Below are 18,109 nucleotides of genomic sequence, written 5' to 3' on the forward strand. Positions count from 1 at the left end.
GCATTATGCCATGAGAAAATAAGGAATATAAGAAAAGATTATCTACATAAAGTTTCACATGAGATTATCAGCGAAAACCAAGTGATAGTTTCAGAGAATTTGACAGGGATATCAATGCAGCGAAAAATATACTGACAGAAGGATTAAGACAAATAGCATAAAGAAATATATAGGGCAGGGACTGCCCAAATTAACGCCTGTGGAGATAGTAGGTTACGAGGTCGATGAAGCAGGAAGCCCATTGGCTTAAGACAATGGGTGGTTCACAATGGACTTATCTGGTTTGGTGCAGGTTTGTCGATAGCAGAGATACTTACGGGAACAGCATTTGCACCTATGATTGCTATACAGATAGCAGACTATTTTATATTAAAATCAGATAAAAGCAGTAAGAAAGCTGATATAACAAATGCTGTTATATGGGTGATAGGATTTATACTTTATCGTTATCTTATGACGGTGGATATACCTGTGGGAAATACATTGCCTGATATGGCGGTAACTATTGTGATAGCTGTGGTAGCAGGAAAGATTATAAATGGAGGGCATACAGCTAAATAAACCAGTATTTTTACGAATGAATAATGTCTTGCCATATGGCAGGACCTTTTTAAATTGATACATCAAGAGAACTTCACGACAATAAAAAAATTAACTCCTAATTCACAATATCACTTTCTAAAAGCGTCTTATAAGCTTCATTATTTATCATAAATCATTATAAATATTTTAAAGAGTAGAAAATAATGTATAATTATTGAAAATAAAAAATGTAACACAATAGTCATTGTGTTACATTTTTTATTACACTTTATTTATCGGCAGTCAAATTGGAAACTTTAGCTTTTTTTAAAATTTATTCAAAAAATTGAAAGGATGGTTTTATAGAAATGAAACTCACTCAGCCTATTCGTGACATTATAGAAGTAGATAAGTTAAAAAAATACTACTGTGAAGTAAAACCTAATAAAAGAAATTATCTTCTCATTGTATGTGGACTTAACACGGCTTTGCGAATTTCTGATATTTTAAAGCTTCGCTGGAAAGATGTTTACAATGAAAATTTATTGTCTTTTAAATCTCATATTGATGTCAAAGAGCAAAAGACAGGCAAAAAAACAACTATTTTTATCAACAACAATTTAAAAGAAGCGTTGGCATCCTTCTTAAAAGATATTTTTGCAAAAAAAGTAAAATTGTGTGAAGTGATGGAACAGTTTATTTTTCTTGGTCAAAAGTCTGAGTGTAAGCCTATTAGCAGGATACAAGCATTTCGGATAATATCTGACGCAGCAGGAAAATGTTTGATTAGCCATAATGTAAGCTGTCATTCGCTTAGAAAAACATTTGGGTATCATGCATGGAAAAATGGTGTATCACCAGCACTTCTTACAAGCATTTATAATCATTCATCATATAAAATAACTACAAGGTATCTTGGGATAGACCAGGATGATAAAGACGAAGTTTTTAGCCTTGTCAATTTATAATACATTTAAAATGTATTGCTGTGATTATATACAATTAAGAAAATCTAAAAATAAAAATTCTATCATGGAGACACAAATAAAATCTTGTGTCTATTTGTCATCTAAAAATTTCTATATATAGTCGTAGTTTGTCATTTAGTTTTCTCAAAAATCTTTTCTCAAATCATTTTCGGATAATTTCAAAAAAATTTCATTATATTTCAAAATTCATTATCTGTTTAACCACAAAGTTTAAAGCGTGTTTTTATACAATTTCGCAAAAAAATGTAACACAATGACTATTCTGTTACATTTTCATTTACAAGGCAAGGAGATAGCAGTTTTTGTTTTATAATATTCCGTTAAATTTTATTTTTATTCAGTCTATGAAACGTTATTGTTTGCATGTTTTGTGTAATCAGCAACAAATAGAAAACAATTAAAAATAAAAAATGGATATTGAATAGCATTTTAAATGAATGCCGGACAAAAAATACAAGGAGGTAATGTGAATGTTAAGACTTTCGGTAGAAAACGAAGAGTATCTCATGGTTGGAGACAATGTAAAGATTATCTTTTTAGGAGGAACAGGAAATCATCACAGAATTATGATTGATGCTCCAAAAGAAGTAAAGATAGTCAGAAGCAAGGCTATCAAAAAATATATGAAAGACAAAGAGCTTGCAGCTAAATTTCCAACATATTACGAGGAAAAAGAACATCCTGAAAAGTACAGGAAAAAAACAAAACATTAACACAAAAACGAAAGTGACAGAGATAATAAACAGCTGAACCTAGGCAGCGGTTTTATTATATAGCGGCATCGAAAGCAGAAATGTATTACAGCCACTATATTTCGATGCCGGAAAATACAGTCAGGAATGAAAGATAATATTTGACCAAGCTAAAAGCGAGGGATAATTCTTCGATGAAGAGAAATGTTCATTAATTGAAAAGGAAGAAGATGTAAATTAAAAATCTGTAGAAAAATTCCGGCTGAAACAATGAAAACTAAAAGAAAATGCGTCTAATAAAAGGATTTTGGCGTAAGAAATGAAAGACATGGAGGTAAAATATTATGGTAGTACAGCACAATATGTCAGCTATGAACGCTAACAGAATGTTAGGAATCACAACAAATTCACTCTCAAAATCAACAGAGAAATTATCATCAGGTTACAGAATCAACAGAGCCGCTGATGATGCAGCAGGACTTGCAATTTCTGAAAAGATGAGAGGACAGATAAGAGGCTTAAATAAGGCTTCTTCAAATGCACAGGATGGTATCTCAATGATACAGACAGCAGAAGGTGCATTAACAGAGACACACAGTATTCTTCAGAGAATGAGAGAGCTTGCGGTACAGGCATCAAACGATACAGCAACAGACGACGACAGAACTCAGATTCAGAACGAGATCGACCAGCTTACACAGGAAGTTGACCGTATCGCAAACACAACAGAGTTCAACACAAAGAAGCTTCTTGACGGTTCAAGAACAGGTGGCGTATCGGAAAAAGCCGGCTCAATCAAGACAGATGCAAGCTTTGGAAACAGCCTTGTGTCTGCAACAGTTACAACAGACGGTTCAGCAAAGTCAGGAATTACAGATGTAATCAGACTTGAAGTTAATAAGGACTTTTCAGCAGGACAGTCAGTAAAAGGACAGCAAAAGTTATCTGATGATATGATGACAAAGATTAATAGTATTGTAACAGGAGGAACTCCTGTAACTTTAGATCCTGTTTTGCAGGCAGCGGCGCAGAGCGTGACAAATACAGGTTACAATGCAAATGGCTCAACAGCAGAAAATATCAAGTCAGCTGCTGATGCCGTTAAAACAGCAATCACATCAAAGCAGACTGATGTAAATAATTCAAATACAGCAGTTGAGAAAAACAATGACTCAATTGAAAAAACTGTTGATAATATTATGGCACTTGCTAAGACAAATACCAATACAACAACAGGAGCTACTTTCTTAAAAGATGGTGTTACAAAAGAAGATTTGACAAATGCTATCAAAAATTACAAAGATGCACTTGTTAAGGATGGTGTTGCAGATGGAGCAGGTACTTCAGATGAGATAACAGCTGCAAAAACAGCACTTACAAATCTGTTTTCAACAGATGCTACAACTAAACTTCCGGTTGGATTAAAAACAACTGATACAATAATTGCAGCAGGAATAGGGGCTGATAATGCAACTGCAATAGCAGCAGTAAAAAGTGCAGGACTGGATACTACAAAAACATTAAAAGATGCAGCTGATGAGATAACGGGTGCTCTTGATACAAATATAAAAGCACTTGCAGGCGTTGAAATTACAAATAAGACTAATGAAGCACAGCTTTCACAACTTCAGGATGTAAGTGATATTTTGGGAAATACTGAACTTACATCAGCTATAGTAGATTATGAAAAAGCAAAAACAGATTTAAATGGATTAACTAATCCGTCTGATGCCAAAAAAGCAGAATATCAGGCAAAAGTTGATAGTGCAAAGGCAAAGCTTGATAGCCTTAATACAGAGTCTTCACCTATAAATATTACAGACCTTTTTGGAAGCAGTGCCAGTGATTCATTTAGCATAGCTTCAAAGGTTGATGATAAAAATAATCTTACAATCAATATTAAGAATAAGTCAGGTGATGATACAGTTATTACAATTTCAAATGCAGATCATCTTAAAGCAGGTGATACACTTACAATCACGTCACAGGCTATGGTCGAGAGTAAAGAAGCTGCAGTAGGAAAAGAGGCAGTTCGTCTTCAGATTGGTGCAAATGCAGGTCAGGAAATGCAGCTTGGAATCAATTCAATGAAAGCATCTGATCTTGACATAGTTCAGAATAAGGAAGGCAAAGAGGGTGATGCCCTTGAAGTAACAAAGCAGTCATCAGCTTCTATGGCAATTAATGCATATGATATGGCTATTCAGAAGGTATCAACAGAGCGTGCTAAGATGGGCGCTGTTCAGAACAGACTTGAGCATACTATTCAGAACCTTGATACTGCATCTGAAAATACTCAGACAGCGGAATCTCGTATTCGTGATACAGATATGGCAGAGGAGATGGTTAATTACAGCAGCAGTAATATCCTTTCTCAGGCAGGTCAGTCTATGCTTGCACAGGCAAAGAACTCTACACAGGGTATTTTATCACTTTTACAGTAGTATCTTGATGCTGGAATAAAATTATTTTACTTTTTAATATTTGTAAAATAAATAGTAAGGATTAAAAACCGCTTCGGAATATATGATTTTTTCATGTATTTCGTAGCGGTTTTTGTTATAGCTTATACTTTAGGTGTGAAATATAGTAATATAATTTGTAATTTTTGTAAATGCAGATGGAATAAAGAATAAAAACAATATTGCGTCCCCAAAAATATCATGTTAATATATATTTAAGCAAATACTCTTATTATCTGAATGTGAGATACACATGTTCATAAAATCTGATTTCATAAAGATTCTTTGCTTATATAACCGGTATACGACAATAGAATAAGCGGAGAATGATATGGAGTAGGATTTTCATGTTATTATCCGCATAGACGAAAGGAGAATGCTTATGACAAATAATGAGGAGAAGAAAACAAAAGCACATAACAGAGAAAAAAATAAAGGAATTTACAGAAATCATAAAGATGGTGTTGCATATAAACTTTTTTCAGGAAAGAAAGAATCGCTATCCTTGTATAATAGCATTATGAAAACTGATTACACAGATCCTGATGAATTAGAAATTGTTACATTAAATAGTGCAATTTATATAGGGAGAAAAAATGATAATGCAATAATTTTACATTTTAATATGCTGTTGACAGAGTTTCAGACAACTTTTAACCCGAATATGCCGCTTAGAACACTTATATATGTGGCAAATGAATATGAAAAATATATAGCGGAGCATGAATTAAATTTGTATTCAGAATACATACAGGAGATACCGACACCACACTTTGTAACATTATATTATGGAAGTGCTGAGCAGCCGGAAAATCAAATTTTAAAATTGTCAAATGCATATAAATGTAAAAACGAAAAACCGGAATTGGAACTTATGGTAACGCAGTATAATGTAAATCCAAATTTCAATGAAGAGTTGAAAAGAAGGTGTCCGGAACTTGATGGATATATAAAGTATGTAGACAAGACAAGATTCTATCATAAACAAGGCATGACATATGAAGAAGCAGTCAGGAAGTCGGTAGATGAATGTATAGAAGAGGGAATATTAAAAGAATTTTTTATAAAAAATAAGGCGGAGGTGATTTCTATGACAATATTTGAATATGACGAAGAAGAACATATGAGGCTTGAGAGAGAAGAACAGTATAGGAAAGGTGAAAAAGCAGGTGAGGCACGGGGGGAAAAGCGTGGCATTGAAATTGGCGAAAAAAATGGGAGAATTATCGGAGCTATAGGAATACTAAAGGATTTAGGTATGTCTGAAAGTCAAATAGAGAATCAGATAGCAATGAAATATAAATTGAACAGGGAAGAGATTGCAAAGTATCTTAGGGAATACTCAAAACGATGACTGTTTCAAAGATAATCTGAAGAATGTGTAAATGAATAAGGTCTTGCCATATGGCAGGACCTTTTTTAAAGTGTACATCAAAATACTTCCCGACAATGAAGAACACCGGCTTTTAATTCACAATATCACTCTCTAAAAGCGTCTTGAGATCTTCAATTTCATCATGTATCTTTTTGCCGTTTTCGGTATCTTTGACAAGTATTCTTGGGTTTGCTGTGTAAACGATTTCAGATTCGGAATCAATATCTTTATTGTCTCTAAGTGCTTTATATACACTTTCAAAAGGATGATGTGCTTTTATTCTCATTCCATGTGAGTTGAATATAAGGGTGTATCCGGCAATTCCGGTTGTTTCATGATATGCTTTACTGAAACCGCCATCTATAACAAGAAGTTTTCCGTTTGCTCTTATAGGCGATTCTCCTTCGATTGTCTTGACAGGGGTATGTCCGTTTATAATATGTGATTCGGGTGAGAAAAGACCGAATTCGTGAAGTATCATGTTGCAGGTCTTTTCATCATGATAAAAACGGTAATATGGATTTGTCGGCTCATGCCATGTTTTTTCGTCTTTTATCATACTTCTTTCAAAAGTTTTTATGACACGGCCGCAAAGCGGAGATTTATGTCCAGCCCATAAAAACCACATAAAATCGAGGGCATTTTGGTTATCGTTGTCAAGGTAAGCAAGTCTTGCCATTTTATCGGCATAATCAAGATATTTTTTGCCCTGATATACAATACCGTCAAGTGTGATTCCGTCAAAGTTTCCATATTCATCAAGAGGAACACAGCCATGATATAAAAGGTTGCTGTTGAAAATTTTGTACATGCTGCCTTTTTCATATAAAAATTTAATATGTTTTTGTAAACGGGTGCTTCCGATAAAAGCTGCCTGAAGTTCGTCCATCAGTGCATTTTCCTGCTCGGTAAGTTCCAAAGGATTGTCGGGATTGACGGTAGGGAGGTCAATATCGGATAATTTGTAAATAAATTTATTTTTATTATCGTTATTTGAAATAGAAATAGTAAAATCTTCCAAATTTATTTTTGAGAGAAGAAGTCTTTCATTCATTTCATATTCGGGATGACGTTTTATTATCTGCTCTTCAAGTTTAAACAAAATAACAGATATTGCTTTTAGGGCTGCGTCCATAGGCTCTTTGTCCTTATATGTCTTTTCTCCGAAAAGGGCAAGGTTTCTAAGACTTATTCCATATCCGTTTTCGAGAATTCTTGTATTATTATATTTTAGATTGTTTCTTATTACATTGGCTATTGATGCTTTATTTCCGCATGCTGCACCCATCCACAATATATCATGGTTACCCCATTCAATATCGAGAGAATGATGTTCCATAAGTAAATCAAGAATCATATCAGCACATGGACCTCGGTCAAATATATCACCGACAATGTGGAGATGGTCTACGGCAAGCCTTTTTATAAGATTTGCAAGTGCAATAATAAATTCGTCACCATTATTGATATTTAATATTGTATCAAGAATTACTTTGTGATAACGAACCTGATTGTCATCCTCATCTTTCTGTACATGCAGAAGCTCATCTATAATATAAGCAAACTCTTTTGGCATGGCTTTTCTTACTTTTGAGCGTGTGTATTTTGAAGAGAGGAGTTTGGCAATTTCAATAAGGTTGCCGAGCATCATGCGGTACCATTCTTCGGGGAGTTCGTGCTCTTTATGGAGCATTTCAAGTTTTTCTTTGGGGTAATAAATAAGTGTGCATATCTCACGGCGTTCAACGCTGCTGAGTGTGTCACGAAACAATAAATCAACTTTTTCATGTATAACACCTGAGCAATTATTTAAAATGTGGCAGAAAGCTTCATATTCGCCATGAATATCGCTCATAAAATGTTCAGTACCTTTTGGAAGGTTGCAGATAGCACTTAAATTTATAATTTCGCTGCTCACAGCCTGCTTTGTAGGATATTTCTGTGAGAGCATTTTCAGGTATTTTTTGCTGTTTTCCATGTTACACCTCTTTTATTGTTTTAGTTAAAATTTTAAGTTATCTAATTATACCACATATATTGTACCTTGTACTTAGAAGATGCATGGCTTTTTGGAGACAATGACAAATATTTTACAGTCTTTTACAAAAACTTTTCAGTTAGATGGTTATGAATTTTACATTAGCCTGTTAAGATTTGTTTGTGTCAAAGGAAAGGACATACATTGTTGACAGACATACAGCAGGTGTGGATAGTAACAATACATTGAAACAGTTGATTATACAAGGTTAGCGAGGAGCATAATGGAAACTTTAACATATCATATCCAAAAAGATGGGAGTATATGGCAGGAAAAAACAGTAGAAGTCAATTCTCATATAGAAAATATGAACATAAAAATAAATATTCCAAAAGAGTATGCATTACTTTGTTACATAATAGTAAAGGACAGCAATGGCAGATTTAGAATGTGCAGACAAATCGGCTATGGTCCGAGAACACTTATTATAGGACGTGATGGAATGCATACTACTGCCGGAGGGACGGCGGGAGAGATTCCGACGGGCAGATGGAAATTTGTTATATGTGCGTTTAGAGAATACGTTATGCAGCGTCTTGGCGAAAACAGTTTCGATGTTAAACTGACTGTTTCTGATGATATATCTTCGGTAAAAGAGCCGGTGGGAGAACAATGCTGGATAGGGAATGAAAAATTTGATTTTGACAGAAATTACAACAGAGACAGCAGGTGGTATAAGGGAGATTTTCATACGCATACAAGATTGTCTGACGGAAAAGAGACAACGAGAAATGCTATGAAAAAAGCGGAAAAAATGGGAATGGATTTTTATGTCCCGACAGAACATAATGTTTTGCATACCGGATGGCCTGATACAAAGATTATGGTTTTACCGGGGGTTGAGATTACAACAAGTTTGGGACATTTCAATATATTTGGGTGTGTTGGAACGCCGGGCAGACTTACTCATATTTTAAAACATGACGGTGAGGAAAGAATAAGCCAGGAAGTTGAATACACAATCAGGGAAGCTGATGAAAAGGAATGGCTTTGGAGCATAAACCATCCATTCCTGCATATATGGAAATGGACATATTACAATCTTAAATTAAAAAATTTAAGATTTATGGAGATAATAAATGATCCTACATATGAATATGCAAAATCGGCAAACGAAAATGCAATATCATTTATAGATTTTTTGTTGCAGCATGGATTTAGGGTTTTCGGACTGGGAGGAAGTGACTCACATAATCTCATAGACGAAAGGTACGAGGGGGCAGATGAGCCGAGTGTGCCGGGAGACCCTGCAACATTGGTATATATGGATGGAATGACACCTTCTAATCTGTTAAAGGCAGTTTCAAAAGGACATGTCATAGTTACCAGATATATCACAATGGAAACTTATTTTATTTATGAAAATAATGAGTATCTTCCCGGTGACAGGATAGAGATAAGCAGCGAATCTGAATTTGAAAATAATCTTGTTGCAAGTGTGACAATAAAGATAAATGAGGAAACATACGGAAAAGACATAGTTCCTGAATTGTTTCTTATAGAAAATGGGATAAAAAAAGAAATTGGACTTGAAAAAAGGGATGAACGGACATATATGGCAGATGTTATTACAAATTGGCACACGATGGAATGGGAGTGGAAAAGATTTGAGGTAACATCAAAAGACTATGGATTTTTGGGTTATGTAAATCCGGTATTTCACGGAAGAAAAAAATCAAAGTTAAAGACATTTGGTGAAGCCGTGAAAGTTTGGAAAGGTGAATAAAAGCTGAAAAATCATAATAAATTTGAACAAAATAGATTAGAGAAATGGAGAGAGTTTAATGTTTAGCAGTAACAGCAAATTAAGGAAAATAGGAAGTGTATGGCTTTTTGTACTTCCGGCATTTATACCGCTTATGGTGTTTTGGATATATCCTATTTTGAAGTCATTATACATAAGCTTCACGGATTGGGATTATATGTCACCTACATACAATTTTGTTTTTTTTGATAATTTTATCAAATTATTTAAAGACAGCAGATTTTATGAGGCACTTGGAACGACAGTATGGTTCAGCGTAGGAACATTGTTTCCGACTATAGCGGGAGGTCTTTTGCTTGCACTCCTTCTTAGAAAGGCATTTAAAGGAAGCGGATTTTTTAAGTTTATTCTTTTTTCGCCGTGGATAACACCTACTGTTGCGGTGTCAATTGTTTGGACATGGATATTTAATCCTGACAGCGGTTTGGCAAATGCAGTGTTGAAGTTCTTTCATCTGCCGGCATTGCAGTGGATAAACAGTTCTCAGACGGCACTTTTGTCGGTAATAATAGTTACGGTTTGGAAAAGTCTGGGATATGCAATGATATTTTATTTATCTGCACTTGAAAAAGTACCATCTGAACTTTATGAAGCAAATGGACTTGACGGTGCAAATGCGTGGCAGCGTTTTAGGGATGTCACACTTCCCTGTATATCGCCGACAACATTTTTTCTTTTAATAGTGACAATGGTAAATTCACTTCAGGCGTATGATCAGATTCAGATACTTACACAGGGAGGTCCGTCAGGTTCTACAAGAACACTTCTTTATATGTATTATCAGCTTGGATTTGAGGAATACGATATGGGACAGGCAACAGCAGTAGCAATAGTTCTTATAGCGATAACTGTATTGCTGTCAGTAGTTCAGTTTATTATTTCTAAAAAATGGGTTCATTATTGATGCAGATTGTGGAGTAAAAAATCGTAAATGAGACTTTAGAAAGTGAGAGAAAGATGCAGCAAAATATAGTAAATGAAAATAAATATACGGGTTTTGGTACAAAAAAAACGTATTCATCAATTACAAAAACAGACAAAGACGGTGCATCAGAGAGAAATGCAGCATTAGAAAAAAGCATTGAAGTCTTTGGAAATTTCGGAAAAGCATTTGGGAAAATGTTTGTTCTTATTATAGCGGGGATATTTACTGTATTTCCTTTTATATGGATGATACTGAGTGCATTGAAAACTAAGGCAGAAGTGATGGACGTATCCAAATTACTGCCTGCAAAGGCACAATGGGGCAATTTTGTAAGTATTTTTACGGCTTCGCCGATGGTTAAATATATTGGAAACAGTTTGTTTGTAAGCATTGCGGTAGTTGCAATACAGATAGTAACGGGGGCTATGCTTGCATATGCGATGGTATTTATGAGTTTCAGGGGAAGAAAGGTATTGTTTGCTATAGTTATGGGAACATATATGCTTCCAGCGGCAGCAACATATATACCAAGTTACATAATACTTGCTAAACTCGGACTTTTAAACAGTTATACGGGATTGATAATATCAGATACGATAAATATATTTGGAATATTTTTGTTGAGACAAGCATTTATGCAGGTGCCTAAACCGCTTATAGAAGCGGCAAAAATGGATGGGGCAGGACACATGAAGATTTTGTGGAAAGTGGTTATGCCTATGACCAAATCGTCATTTATAACATTTGGTCTTATGAGTTTTATTACAATGTATAACAGTTATATGTGGCCATCACTTATAACTAATGATAAAAATATAAGTTTTGTATCACAGGGGCTTCGCAGTTTCTTTATAGAAGGAGGAGCTTATGGTACGGAATGGCCGAAAGTAATGGCTGCAAGTGCTGTTATAGTTGTACCGCTTTTAATTATGTTTGCTTTTACGCAGAAATGGTTTATTAACGGCATTGGCGGTGATACGGGGGTCAAGGGATAAACGGGCGTCTGTAAATATAATGCAGGATTGCGAAAATTGCACAGCAATGAATCAATCCGTGGCATTAGTTGTTAGTATGCAATACAAAAATGGAAAATTTTAGGAGGATTATTGTGAGAAAGAAATTATTATGTATGGCGTTGATGATGAGTATGACGGTTGGACTTATTTCAGGATGTGGAACGAGTTCTAAATCAGCAACAAAAGCGACAGGAGATTCAAAGAGTAACGGACCTGTAGAAGTTGAATTTTGGTATTCAGGCGGAAAGACAGCAGTAAATGTTGTAGCAGATATTGTTAAAGAATTTAATAAATCCCAGTCTGATTATGAAGTAAAATGTGTTACTCAGGCTGACTATGATGAAACGTATCAGAAAGTACAGGCAGGTATAGCAGGTGGTACGGCACCGGATATTGCACTTTTAGATGTGAACAGTTCAAGAACACTTGACCAGAAAAATGTACTTGAAGATATAAGCACATATACAAAGGACGATTTTGATTTTAATAAAGATGATTATCTTGAAGTATTTTTAAATCAGGGTGTCGATGACGACGGAAAGACATTTGCCATACCTGCATACGGAACAACACAGGTATTATATTACAATAAAAAAGCTTTTAAGAATGCCGGAATTGAGCCGGCAAGCATAAAAACATGGCAGGATCTCGCTGATGCGGCAAAGAAAGTTAAAGAGAAAAATAAGGATATGACAGGGTGGGAGCCTATGTGGGGCAAGGATAATCTTGTTGATGCTGTATTAAGCAACGGTGGAAGCATGTTTAGCGATGACGGAAAGACTGTATGTATAAACAGCGATGCATGGGTTGAAGTATGGGACAGCTTTAAAAAGTGGATTCATGATGACAAGATAATGAAAATCCATTCAGGAGGACAGGGCTGGGAATACTGGTACACAACAATTGATGATGTTTTACAGAATAAAGCAGGCGGTTATACAGGTTCATCAGGTGACCAGGCAGACCTTGATTTTAGTATTGTAGGTGCTATGGAGCAGCCGGGATTTGGAAACAATGCGTCAGCACCGGCAGCAGAAGCTAAGAATCTTGTTATGCTTAAAAATTCTTCAGATGCGGAAAAGAAGGGTGCTTATGAATTTATGAAATATTTTACAACACCTGAAAATCAGGCTAAGTGGTCTATGGAAACAGGATATGTAGCAGTTAGAAAATCTACACAGGATGTAAAAGAATTTAAGGATTACACAAAGAAAAATCCGCAGGCACTTGTACCGCTTCAGCAGGCTTCACATGGTTCAGTACTTCCAACTGACCCTACAGGCGGAAAGATTTATGATGCACTTAAAGTTGCAGCTGACAAAGTTGAAATAGAGGGAGTGTCTGCCAAAGATGCACTTGACGAGGCACAGAAGACAGCAGAAGATGCAATGGCTTCTGTATCTAACTAATCTAAATAGAAAAATAAGATTATATTTAAGGAGAAATGCAGTGATTAAGGGAATTTTATTTGATAAGGATGGCACGCTTTTGAAGTTTGATGAGTTGTGGAATGAGGCAACTAAGAATGTTGTTCCCGGTTTTTTAAATGAAATTGGCATAGATGCTGATAAAAAGAATGTTTTGAAGGCAGAATCTGCTATTGGAAAAAGCATAGCCGCAATGACTTATTGCGATATGACAAATGCAGTTTTAAAAGCTTTTGGGATAAATGCTGATGAAGACAGGCTTCATGAATATTCAAAACAGCTTGAAAAACTTTATTTTAATGAGGTGACTAAAAGCACTGCAAATATTGTTCCTACTGCTAATCTCCCTAAATTATTTAATTGGCTTTCAGACAAAAACATAATTGTAGGTCTTGCTACTGCCGATACGAAGCAGACAGCAATAAAATGTCTTGACAGTCTCGGAATAATGCCGTTTTTTTCATATCTCGGTTCGGATGATGGCAGGTTAAGACCAAAACCTCAGATTGATATAATAGAAGATTTTAAAAGTAAATTCGGAATAAATTCCGATGAGATAATGGTGGTAGGAGATACAAATACAGATATGCAGTTTGCCAAAAATGGTGGGGCATTGGCTGTAGGTGTGCTCAGTGGTGTTGATGGAGAAGAAGAACTAAATAAAAATGCAGATTTAATATTGGATGATGTTTCCCAGTTGATTTACAACTGGGAAAAAATAGATGTTTTAAGATAAAAATAATTTTATAGACAGCAGAAAGCAGGGAAATATGGCAGAGTTATTGATGGATGGAATAGAAAAGAAATACGACAGTGGAAATTTTGCTGTAGAAAATTTTAATTTACAGATTGAAGATAATGAGTTTGTCGTTTTTGTCGGACCTTCAGGATGCGGGAAATCGACAGTATTAAGAATGATAGCAGGTCTTGAAAAGGCAACGGCAGGCAATATATATATAGATGGAAAGACACTTGATAAAAAGATGGCAACAAACGGTGATATAGCAATGGTTTTTCAAAACTATGCTCTTTATCCGCATATGTCTGTCTACGACAATATAGCATACAGTATGAAAATAAAGAGAACACCAAAAAAAGAGATAAAGAAAAATGTAAACAGAGTTGCAAAAACACTTGGTCTTGAAGCAGTTTTGGATAGAAAGCCGGGACAGCTTTCAGGTGGACAGAAACAGAGAGTTGCAATAGGAAAAGCACTTATAAGAACTCCAAAGGTGTTTCTTATGGATGAACCACTGTCAAACCTTGATGCAAAGTTAAGAACACAGATGCGTATGGAAATAAAAAAACTTTATGAACATTCAGATGCGACATTTGTGTATGTTACGCATGACCAGACAGAGGCAATGACACTTGGAACAAAGATTGTCGTGTTAAACAACGGAAAAATACAGCAGATAGCGGCACCGAGAGAACTTTACAACAATCCTGCAAATCTTTTTGTGGCACAGTTTATTGGAACTCCCCAGATGAATGTGTGGAAAGCAAAAGTTGTACAGCAAAAAAGAGATGTATATCTTGGGATTGCCGGACTCGGCAGTTACAAATTATCAGAAAAAAACGCAGAACTTTTGAGAAGAAGAGGGTATTTTGATAAAGAAATATATGTCGGAATAAGACCGGAGGATATATTTTTACAGGTCAGGGGAATGGATGACGATATGTTCCAAAGCGGTCTTAAAGCGAGATTAAGAGTATATGAGCCTGACGGAGCAGTTTCGTATCTGCATCTTGAATCAAGTGAGCAGGAAGAAAATGGTGAAAAAGTTGAAAATACTTTTAATAATGTTACAATACGTATTGAGGGAAGTGGAGATTTTATAGAAGATTTGGAGTATCATTTCGGATTCGATGAATCAAAAATCCGTTTTTTTGATACGGAAACGGAAAATGTAATAAGATGAAAAGTATAAGAAAAGAAGTATTTTGGAACTGCATACCGGCGATGTTTTGTATGGTCATAAGCGGACTTAATACTATAATAGACGGTTTATTTATAGGAAGAAATATAGGAGAGGACGGGCTTGCGGCAATAAATATTGCGTGGCCTGTTCCGGCGTTTATCATATCAAGCGGAATTGGGATAGGTGTCGGAAGCGGAATATGTTATGTTTCTTCACATGGTAAAAAACAGGAAAAAGAGGCAAAAGAATTTTTAAAAAACGCTTTTGTCTTTTTAGCGTGTATTGGCATTTTATATGGTATTTTCTTTGAATTGACAGCACCATATCTTATGAAAATACTTGGAGCAGGTGGAAGGGTGTACACTCTTGCAACAGAGTACACAAGGGTAATATCAGCGGCAGCAATTTTGCAATTGTTTGGTGCCGGTCTTGTACCGATTGTAAGAAATCTGAATATGCCGATTCAGGCAATGGCTGCTACCATAATCGGAGTTTGTTCAAATATAATGTTTAACACGATATTTGTTGTTATTTTGCAGCTGGGGATAAAAGGTGCAGCACTTGGAACTATACTCTCACAAGTGATTACAAGTATTATAGCGTTGGTGAGCATAATAAAATCAGGAGTGTTGAAAAAATCGTATGAAGTGCATGGTGTGACAAGAGCGGATGGTTATGCAAAACAGACAGAATTTGAAGATGCATACAAAAAAAGTTCATTTATTTATATTAGAAAAATTTTATTTGGAGGAATAGCTTCATTTGGAATATCGCTTCTTCCGACATGGGTGCTTGTGCTTACAAATTATCAGTGCCTTTCATATGGAGGAAGTAAAACCGTGGCATGTTATGCGGTTATTTCATATCTGGCATTTCCGGCACAGAGTATGCTTACGGGGATAGCAGATGGAGCACAGCCACTTTTTAGTATGTGTGCAGTAAAGAATGATATGAAAGAGAAAGAAGCGCAGATAAAAGGTGTGGTCACCAGACTTGTAATATTTACATCCATAGTGATAACACTTCTGTTATTTGTTTTCGCACCGTCATTCCATAAGGTATTTTCTCTGAGCAGTGAAAATTATAAAGATTTTGTGCGAGGACTGCGCATTACAGGTTTGTCATTGTTTTTTTACGGACTAAACAGGCTTGACATAACAATAATGAACGGCAGGAAGAAACACAGAAAGGCGGCAGCCATAATATATACGGAAGCGATTGTATATACACCGGCCTTTCTTTTTATAATGCCGATGATTTGGGGAATAACAGGCATATGGATGGAACCGGTTGCAGCGGCAGTTTTGACGGAAATAATAGTTTTTGTATGGCGTGAGAGTTAAGCCTTTCGGATTTTTTTCTTGCCTGATACAGTCTTTTTGCGTATAATTTAATTTGTGTGTAAAAAAGTTAAATTGTGTACAAAAGGAGAAAACTATGTGGGATAATATTAACAGGATTTTGACAAATATTGATAACTTTGTCTGGGGAGTACCTCTTATGGTTATCATTTTGGCTGGAGGAATTTTGCTGACATTGCGTCTAAAAGGGCTGCAGCTTTGCAGACTTCCACTTGCCTTGAAGTGGATGGTAAGAAATGAAGAGGGTGGAAAAGGAGAAATTTCAAGCTTTGCCGCACTTTGTACGGCACTTAGTGCGACAATAGGAACAGGAAATATAGTTGGTGTAGCTACAGCTGTCTGTGCAGGAGGTCCCGGAGCACTTTTTTGGATGGTTATTACGGCTTTCTTTGGAATGGCAACAAAATATTCAGAGGGATTTCTTGCGGTAAAATATCGTATTGTTGACAAAAAAAATCATAGTCTCGGAGGCCCATTCTATTATATAGAGCTTGGAATGGGAGAAAAATTTAAGTGGCTGGCAAAGATATTTGCATTTTTCGGTGTCTGTGTAGGACTGTTCGGTATAGGAACATTTAGTCAGGTAAACGGAATTTCAAGTGCAATTCAGAATTTTTTTGACCCGGACAAAGTACACACGGTATCGATTCCGGGTATAGGTACATATTCATGGACTGTGGTTATTGCTTCACTGATACTTGCTTTTTGTGTTGGAGCAGTTCTTATTGGAGGAATTAAGAGAATTGCAAGTGTAAGTCAGATAATAGTGCCGTTTATGGCAATAATATATTTTGTATTTGCTTTGACACTTGTTGTATGTAATATCACAAAGATTCCGGAAGCAGTAGTTATCATTGTAAAAGCGGCATTTAATCCACAGGCGGTTGCAGGCGGTATTACGGGAAGTATGCTCGTTGCGATGCAGAAGGGTGTTGCCAGGGGAATTTTCTCTAATGAAGCAGGTCTTGGAAGTGCACCTATTGCAGCAGCGGCAGCACAGACACATGAACCTGTAAGACAGGGTCTTGTAAGCATGACAGGAACATTTATTGACACTATTGTAATATGTACAATGACAGGTCTTTCAATTGTCCTTACGGGAGCATGGAAAGTTGATGGCCTTGAGGGTGTACAGGTTACAACATATGCCTTCAAAAACGGTTTACCGTTCCCGGCAGAATTATCAGCATTTATATTGATGTTGTGTCTTGTATTTTTCGCATTTACGACAATACTTGGCTGGGATTATTACAGTGAGCGCTGTCTTGAGTACCTTACAGGCGGAAACATGAAGAAAGTAAAAGTGTTCAGATGGATATATATACTTGCAGTCTTTATTGGACCTTACATGACAGTAAGTGCAGTATGGGTAATAGCAGATATATTTAATGGACTTATGGCGCTGCCTAATATGATAGCATTATTTGTGTTAAGCGGAGTAGTTGCAAAAGAGACAAGAGAATTTTTCAAGGCGAACAAACACTTAGAATAATTTGAGGCAGATATTTTTTGAACAAATTTGAGCATTTAGTGTGATTTCAGAACTGTTTAAACGGTGCTTGATAAAAGCAGTCAAATTTAGTAAAATCATAATATGATAATAATAATTGAATGG

Annotated in this window: 14 protein-coding genes and 1 pseudogene; 14 read left to right on the forward strand and 1 reads right to left on the reverse strand. The window is 35.8% G+C overall.

Annotated elements, in window-relative coordinates; all coding sequences use genetic code 11:
- Positions 1–258: 258 nt before the first annotated feature.
- The 6 genes and pseudogenes from ACZLXV_RS09945 (at position 259) to ACZLXV_RS09970 (ending at position 6,019) form a co-directional block, all read left to right on the forward strand.
- Entirely contained in the window at positions 259–561 is a 303-nt protein-coding gene (locus ACZLXV_RS09945; protein WP_482383308.1) for a hypothetical protein, read from the forward strand.
- A 329-nt stretch (positions 562–890) separates the two neighbouring features.
- Positions 891–1,490, forward strand: coding sequence for a tyrosine-type recombinase/integrase (locus tag ACZLXV_RS09950; protein WP_482383309.1), 600 nt, complete (start codon positions 891–893; stop codon positions 1,488–1,490).
- A 491-nt stretch (positions 1,491–1,981) separates the two neighbouring features.
- Positions 1,982–2,224 (forward strand): carbon storage regulator, encoded by a 243-nt coding sequence (locus ACZLXV_RS09955; RefSeq protein ID WP_022223555.1) that lies wholly within the window; start codon positions 1,982–1,984, stop codon positions 2,222–2,224.
- Between the two features lie 323 nt (positions 2,225–2,547).
- A pseudogene (locus ACZLXV_RS09960) lies at positions 2,548–2,974 on the forward strand (flagellin N-terminal helical domain-containing protein); the annotation flags it as partial.
- Positions 2,975–4,398: 1,424 nt separating this feature from the next.
- Positions 4,399–4,647, forward strand: coding sequence for a flagellin (locus ACZLXV_RS09965; protein ID WP_482383339.1), 249 nt, complete (start codon positions 4,399–4,401; stop codon positions 4,645–4,647).
- Positions 4,648–5,047: 400 nt separating this feature from the next.
- Positions 5,048–6,019: a hypothetical protein gene (locus ACZLXV_RS09970; RefSeq protein ID WP_482383310.1), complete on the forward strand. Its 972-nt coding sequence runs from the start codon at positions 5,048–5,050 to the stop codon at positions 6,017–6,019.
- Positions 6,020–6,131: 112 nt separating this feature from the next.
- Here ACZLXV_RS09970 and ACZLXV_RS09975 read toward each other — a convergent pair whose 3' ends face one another.
- Positions 6,132–8,018, reverse strand: coding sequence for a fructose-1,6-bisphosphatase (locus ACZLXV_RS09975; protein ID WP_482383311.1), 1,887 nt, complete (start codon positions 8,016–8,018; stop codon positions 6,132–6,134).
- A 283-nt stretch (positions 8,019–8,301) separates the two neighbouring features.
- On the opposite strand from ACZLXV_RS09975, the gene ACZLXV_RS09980 reads away from it, so the two are divergent.
- The 8 genes from ACZLXV_RS09980 (at position 8,302) to ACZLXV_RS10015 (ending at position 17,986) form a co-directional block, all read left to right on the forward strand.
- Positions 8,302–9,804: a CehA/McbA family metallohydrolase gene (locus ACZLXV_RS09980; protein ID WP_482383312.1), complete on the forward strand. Its 1,503-nt coding sequence runs from the start codon at positions 8,302–8,304 to the stop codon at positions 9,802–9,804.
- 58 nt (positions 9,805–9,862) lie between these two features.
- A complete protein-coding gene (locus ACZLXV_RS09985; RefSeq protein WP_022223560.1) occupies positions 9,863–10,747 on the forward strand; it encodes a carbohydrate ABC transporter permease in 885 nt (294 codons plus the stop codon).
- Between the two features lie 53 nt (positions 10,748–10,800).
- Entirely contained in the window at positions 10,801–11,763 is a 963-nt protein-coding gene (locus ACZLXV_RS09990; RefSeq protein ID WP_482383313.1) for a carbohydrate ABC transporter permease, read from the forward strand.
- Between the two features lie 113 nt (positions 11,764–11,876).
- A complete protein-coding gene (locus ACZLXV_RS09995) occupies positions 11,877–13,193 on the forward strand; it encodes an ABC transporter substrate-binding protein (protein WP_482383314.1) in 1,317 nt (438 codons plus the stop codon).
- A 40-nt stretch (positions 13,194–13,233) separates the two neighbouring features.
- On the forward strand, positions 13,234–13,947 hold the full coding sequence (locus tag ACZLXV_RS10000; protein ID WP_482383315.1) for an HAD family hydrolase: 714 nt from the start codon (positions 13,234–13,236) through the stop codon (positions 13,945–13,947).
- Positions 13,948–13,981: 34 nt separating this feature from the next.
- Complete coding sequence (locus ACZLXV_RS10005) at positions 13,982–15,133, forward strand: ABC transporter ATP-binding protein (RefSeq protein WP_022223564.1); 1,152 nt, start codon at positions 13,982–13,984, stop codon at positions 15,131–15,133.
- Complete coding sequence (locus ACZLXV_RS10010) at positions 15,130–16,476, forward strand: MATE family efflux transporter (RefSeq protein ID WP_022223565.1); 1,347 nt, start codon at positions 15,130–15,132, stop codon at positions 16,474–16,476. Before ACZLXV_RS10005 ends, ACZLXV_RS10010 begins: the two co-directional genes overlap by 4 nt.
- Before the next feature lie 94 nt (positions 16,477–16,570).
- Entirely contained in the window at positions 16,571–17,986 is a 1,416-nt protein-coding gene (locus tag ACZLXV_RS10015) for an alanine/glycine:cation symporter family protein (RefSeq protein ID WP_482383316.1), read from the forward strand.
- Positions 17,987–18,109 lie beyond the last annotated feature (123 nt).

Source organism: Butyribacter sp., assembly GCF_056818865.1.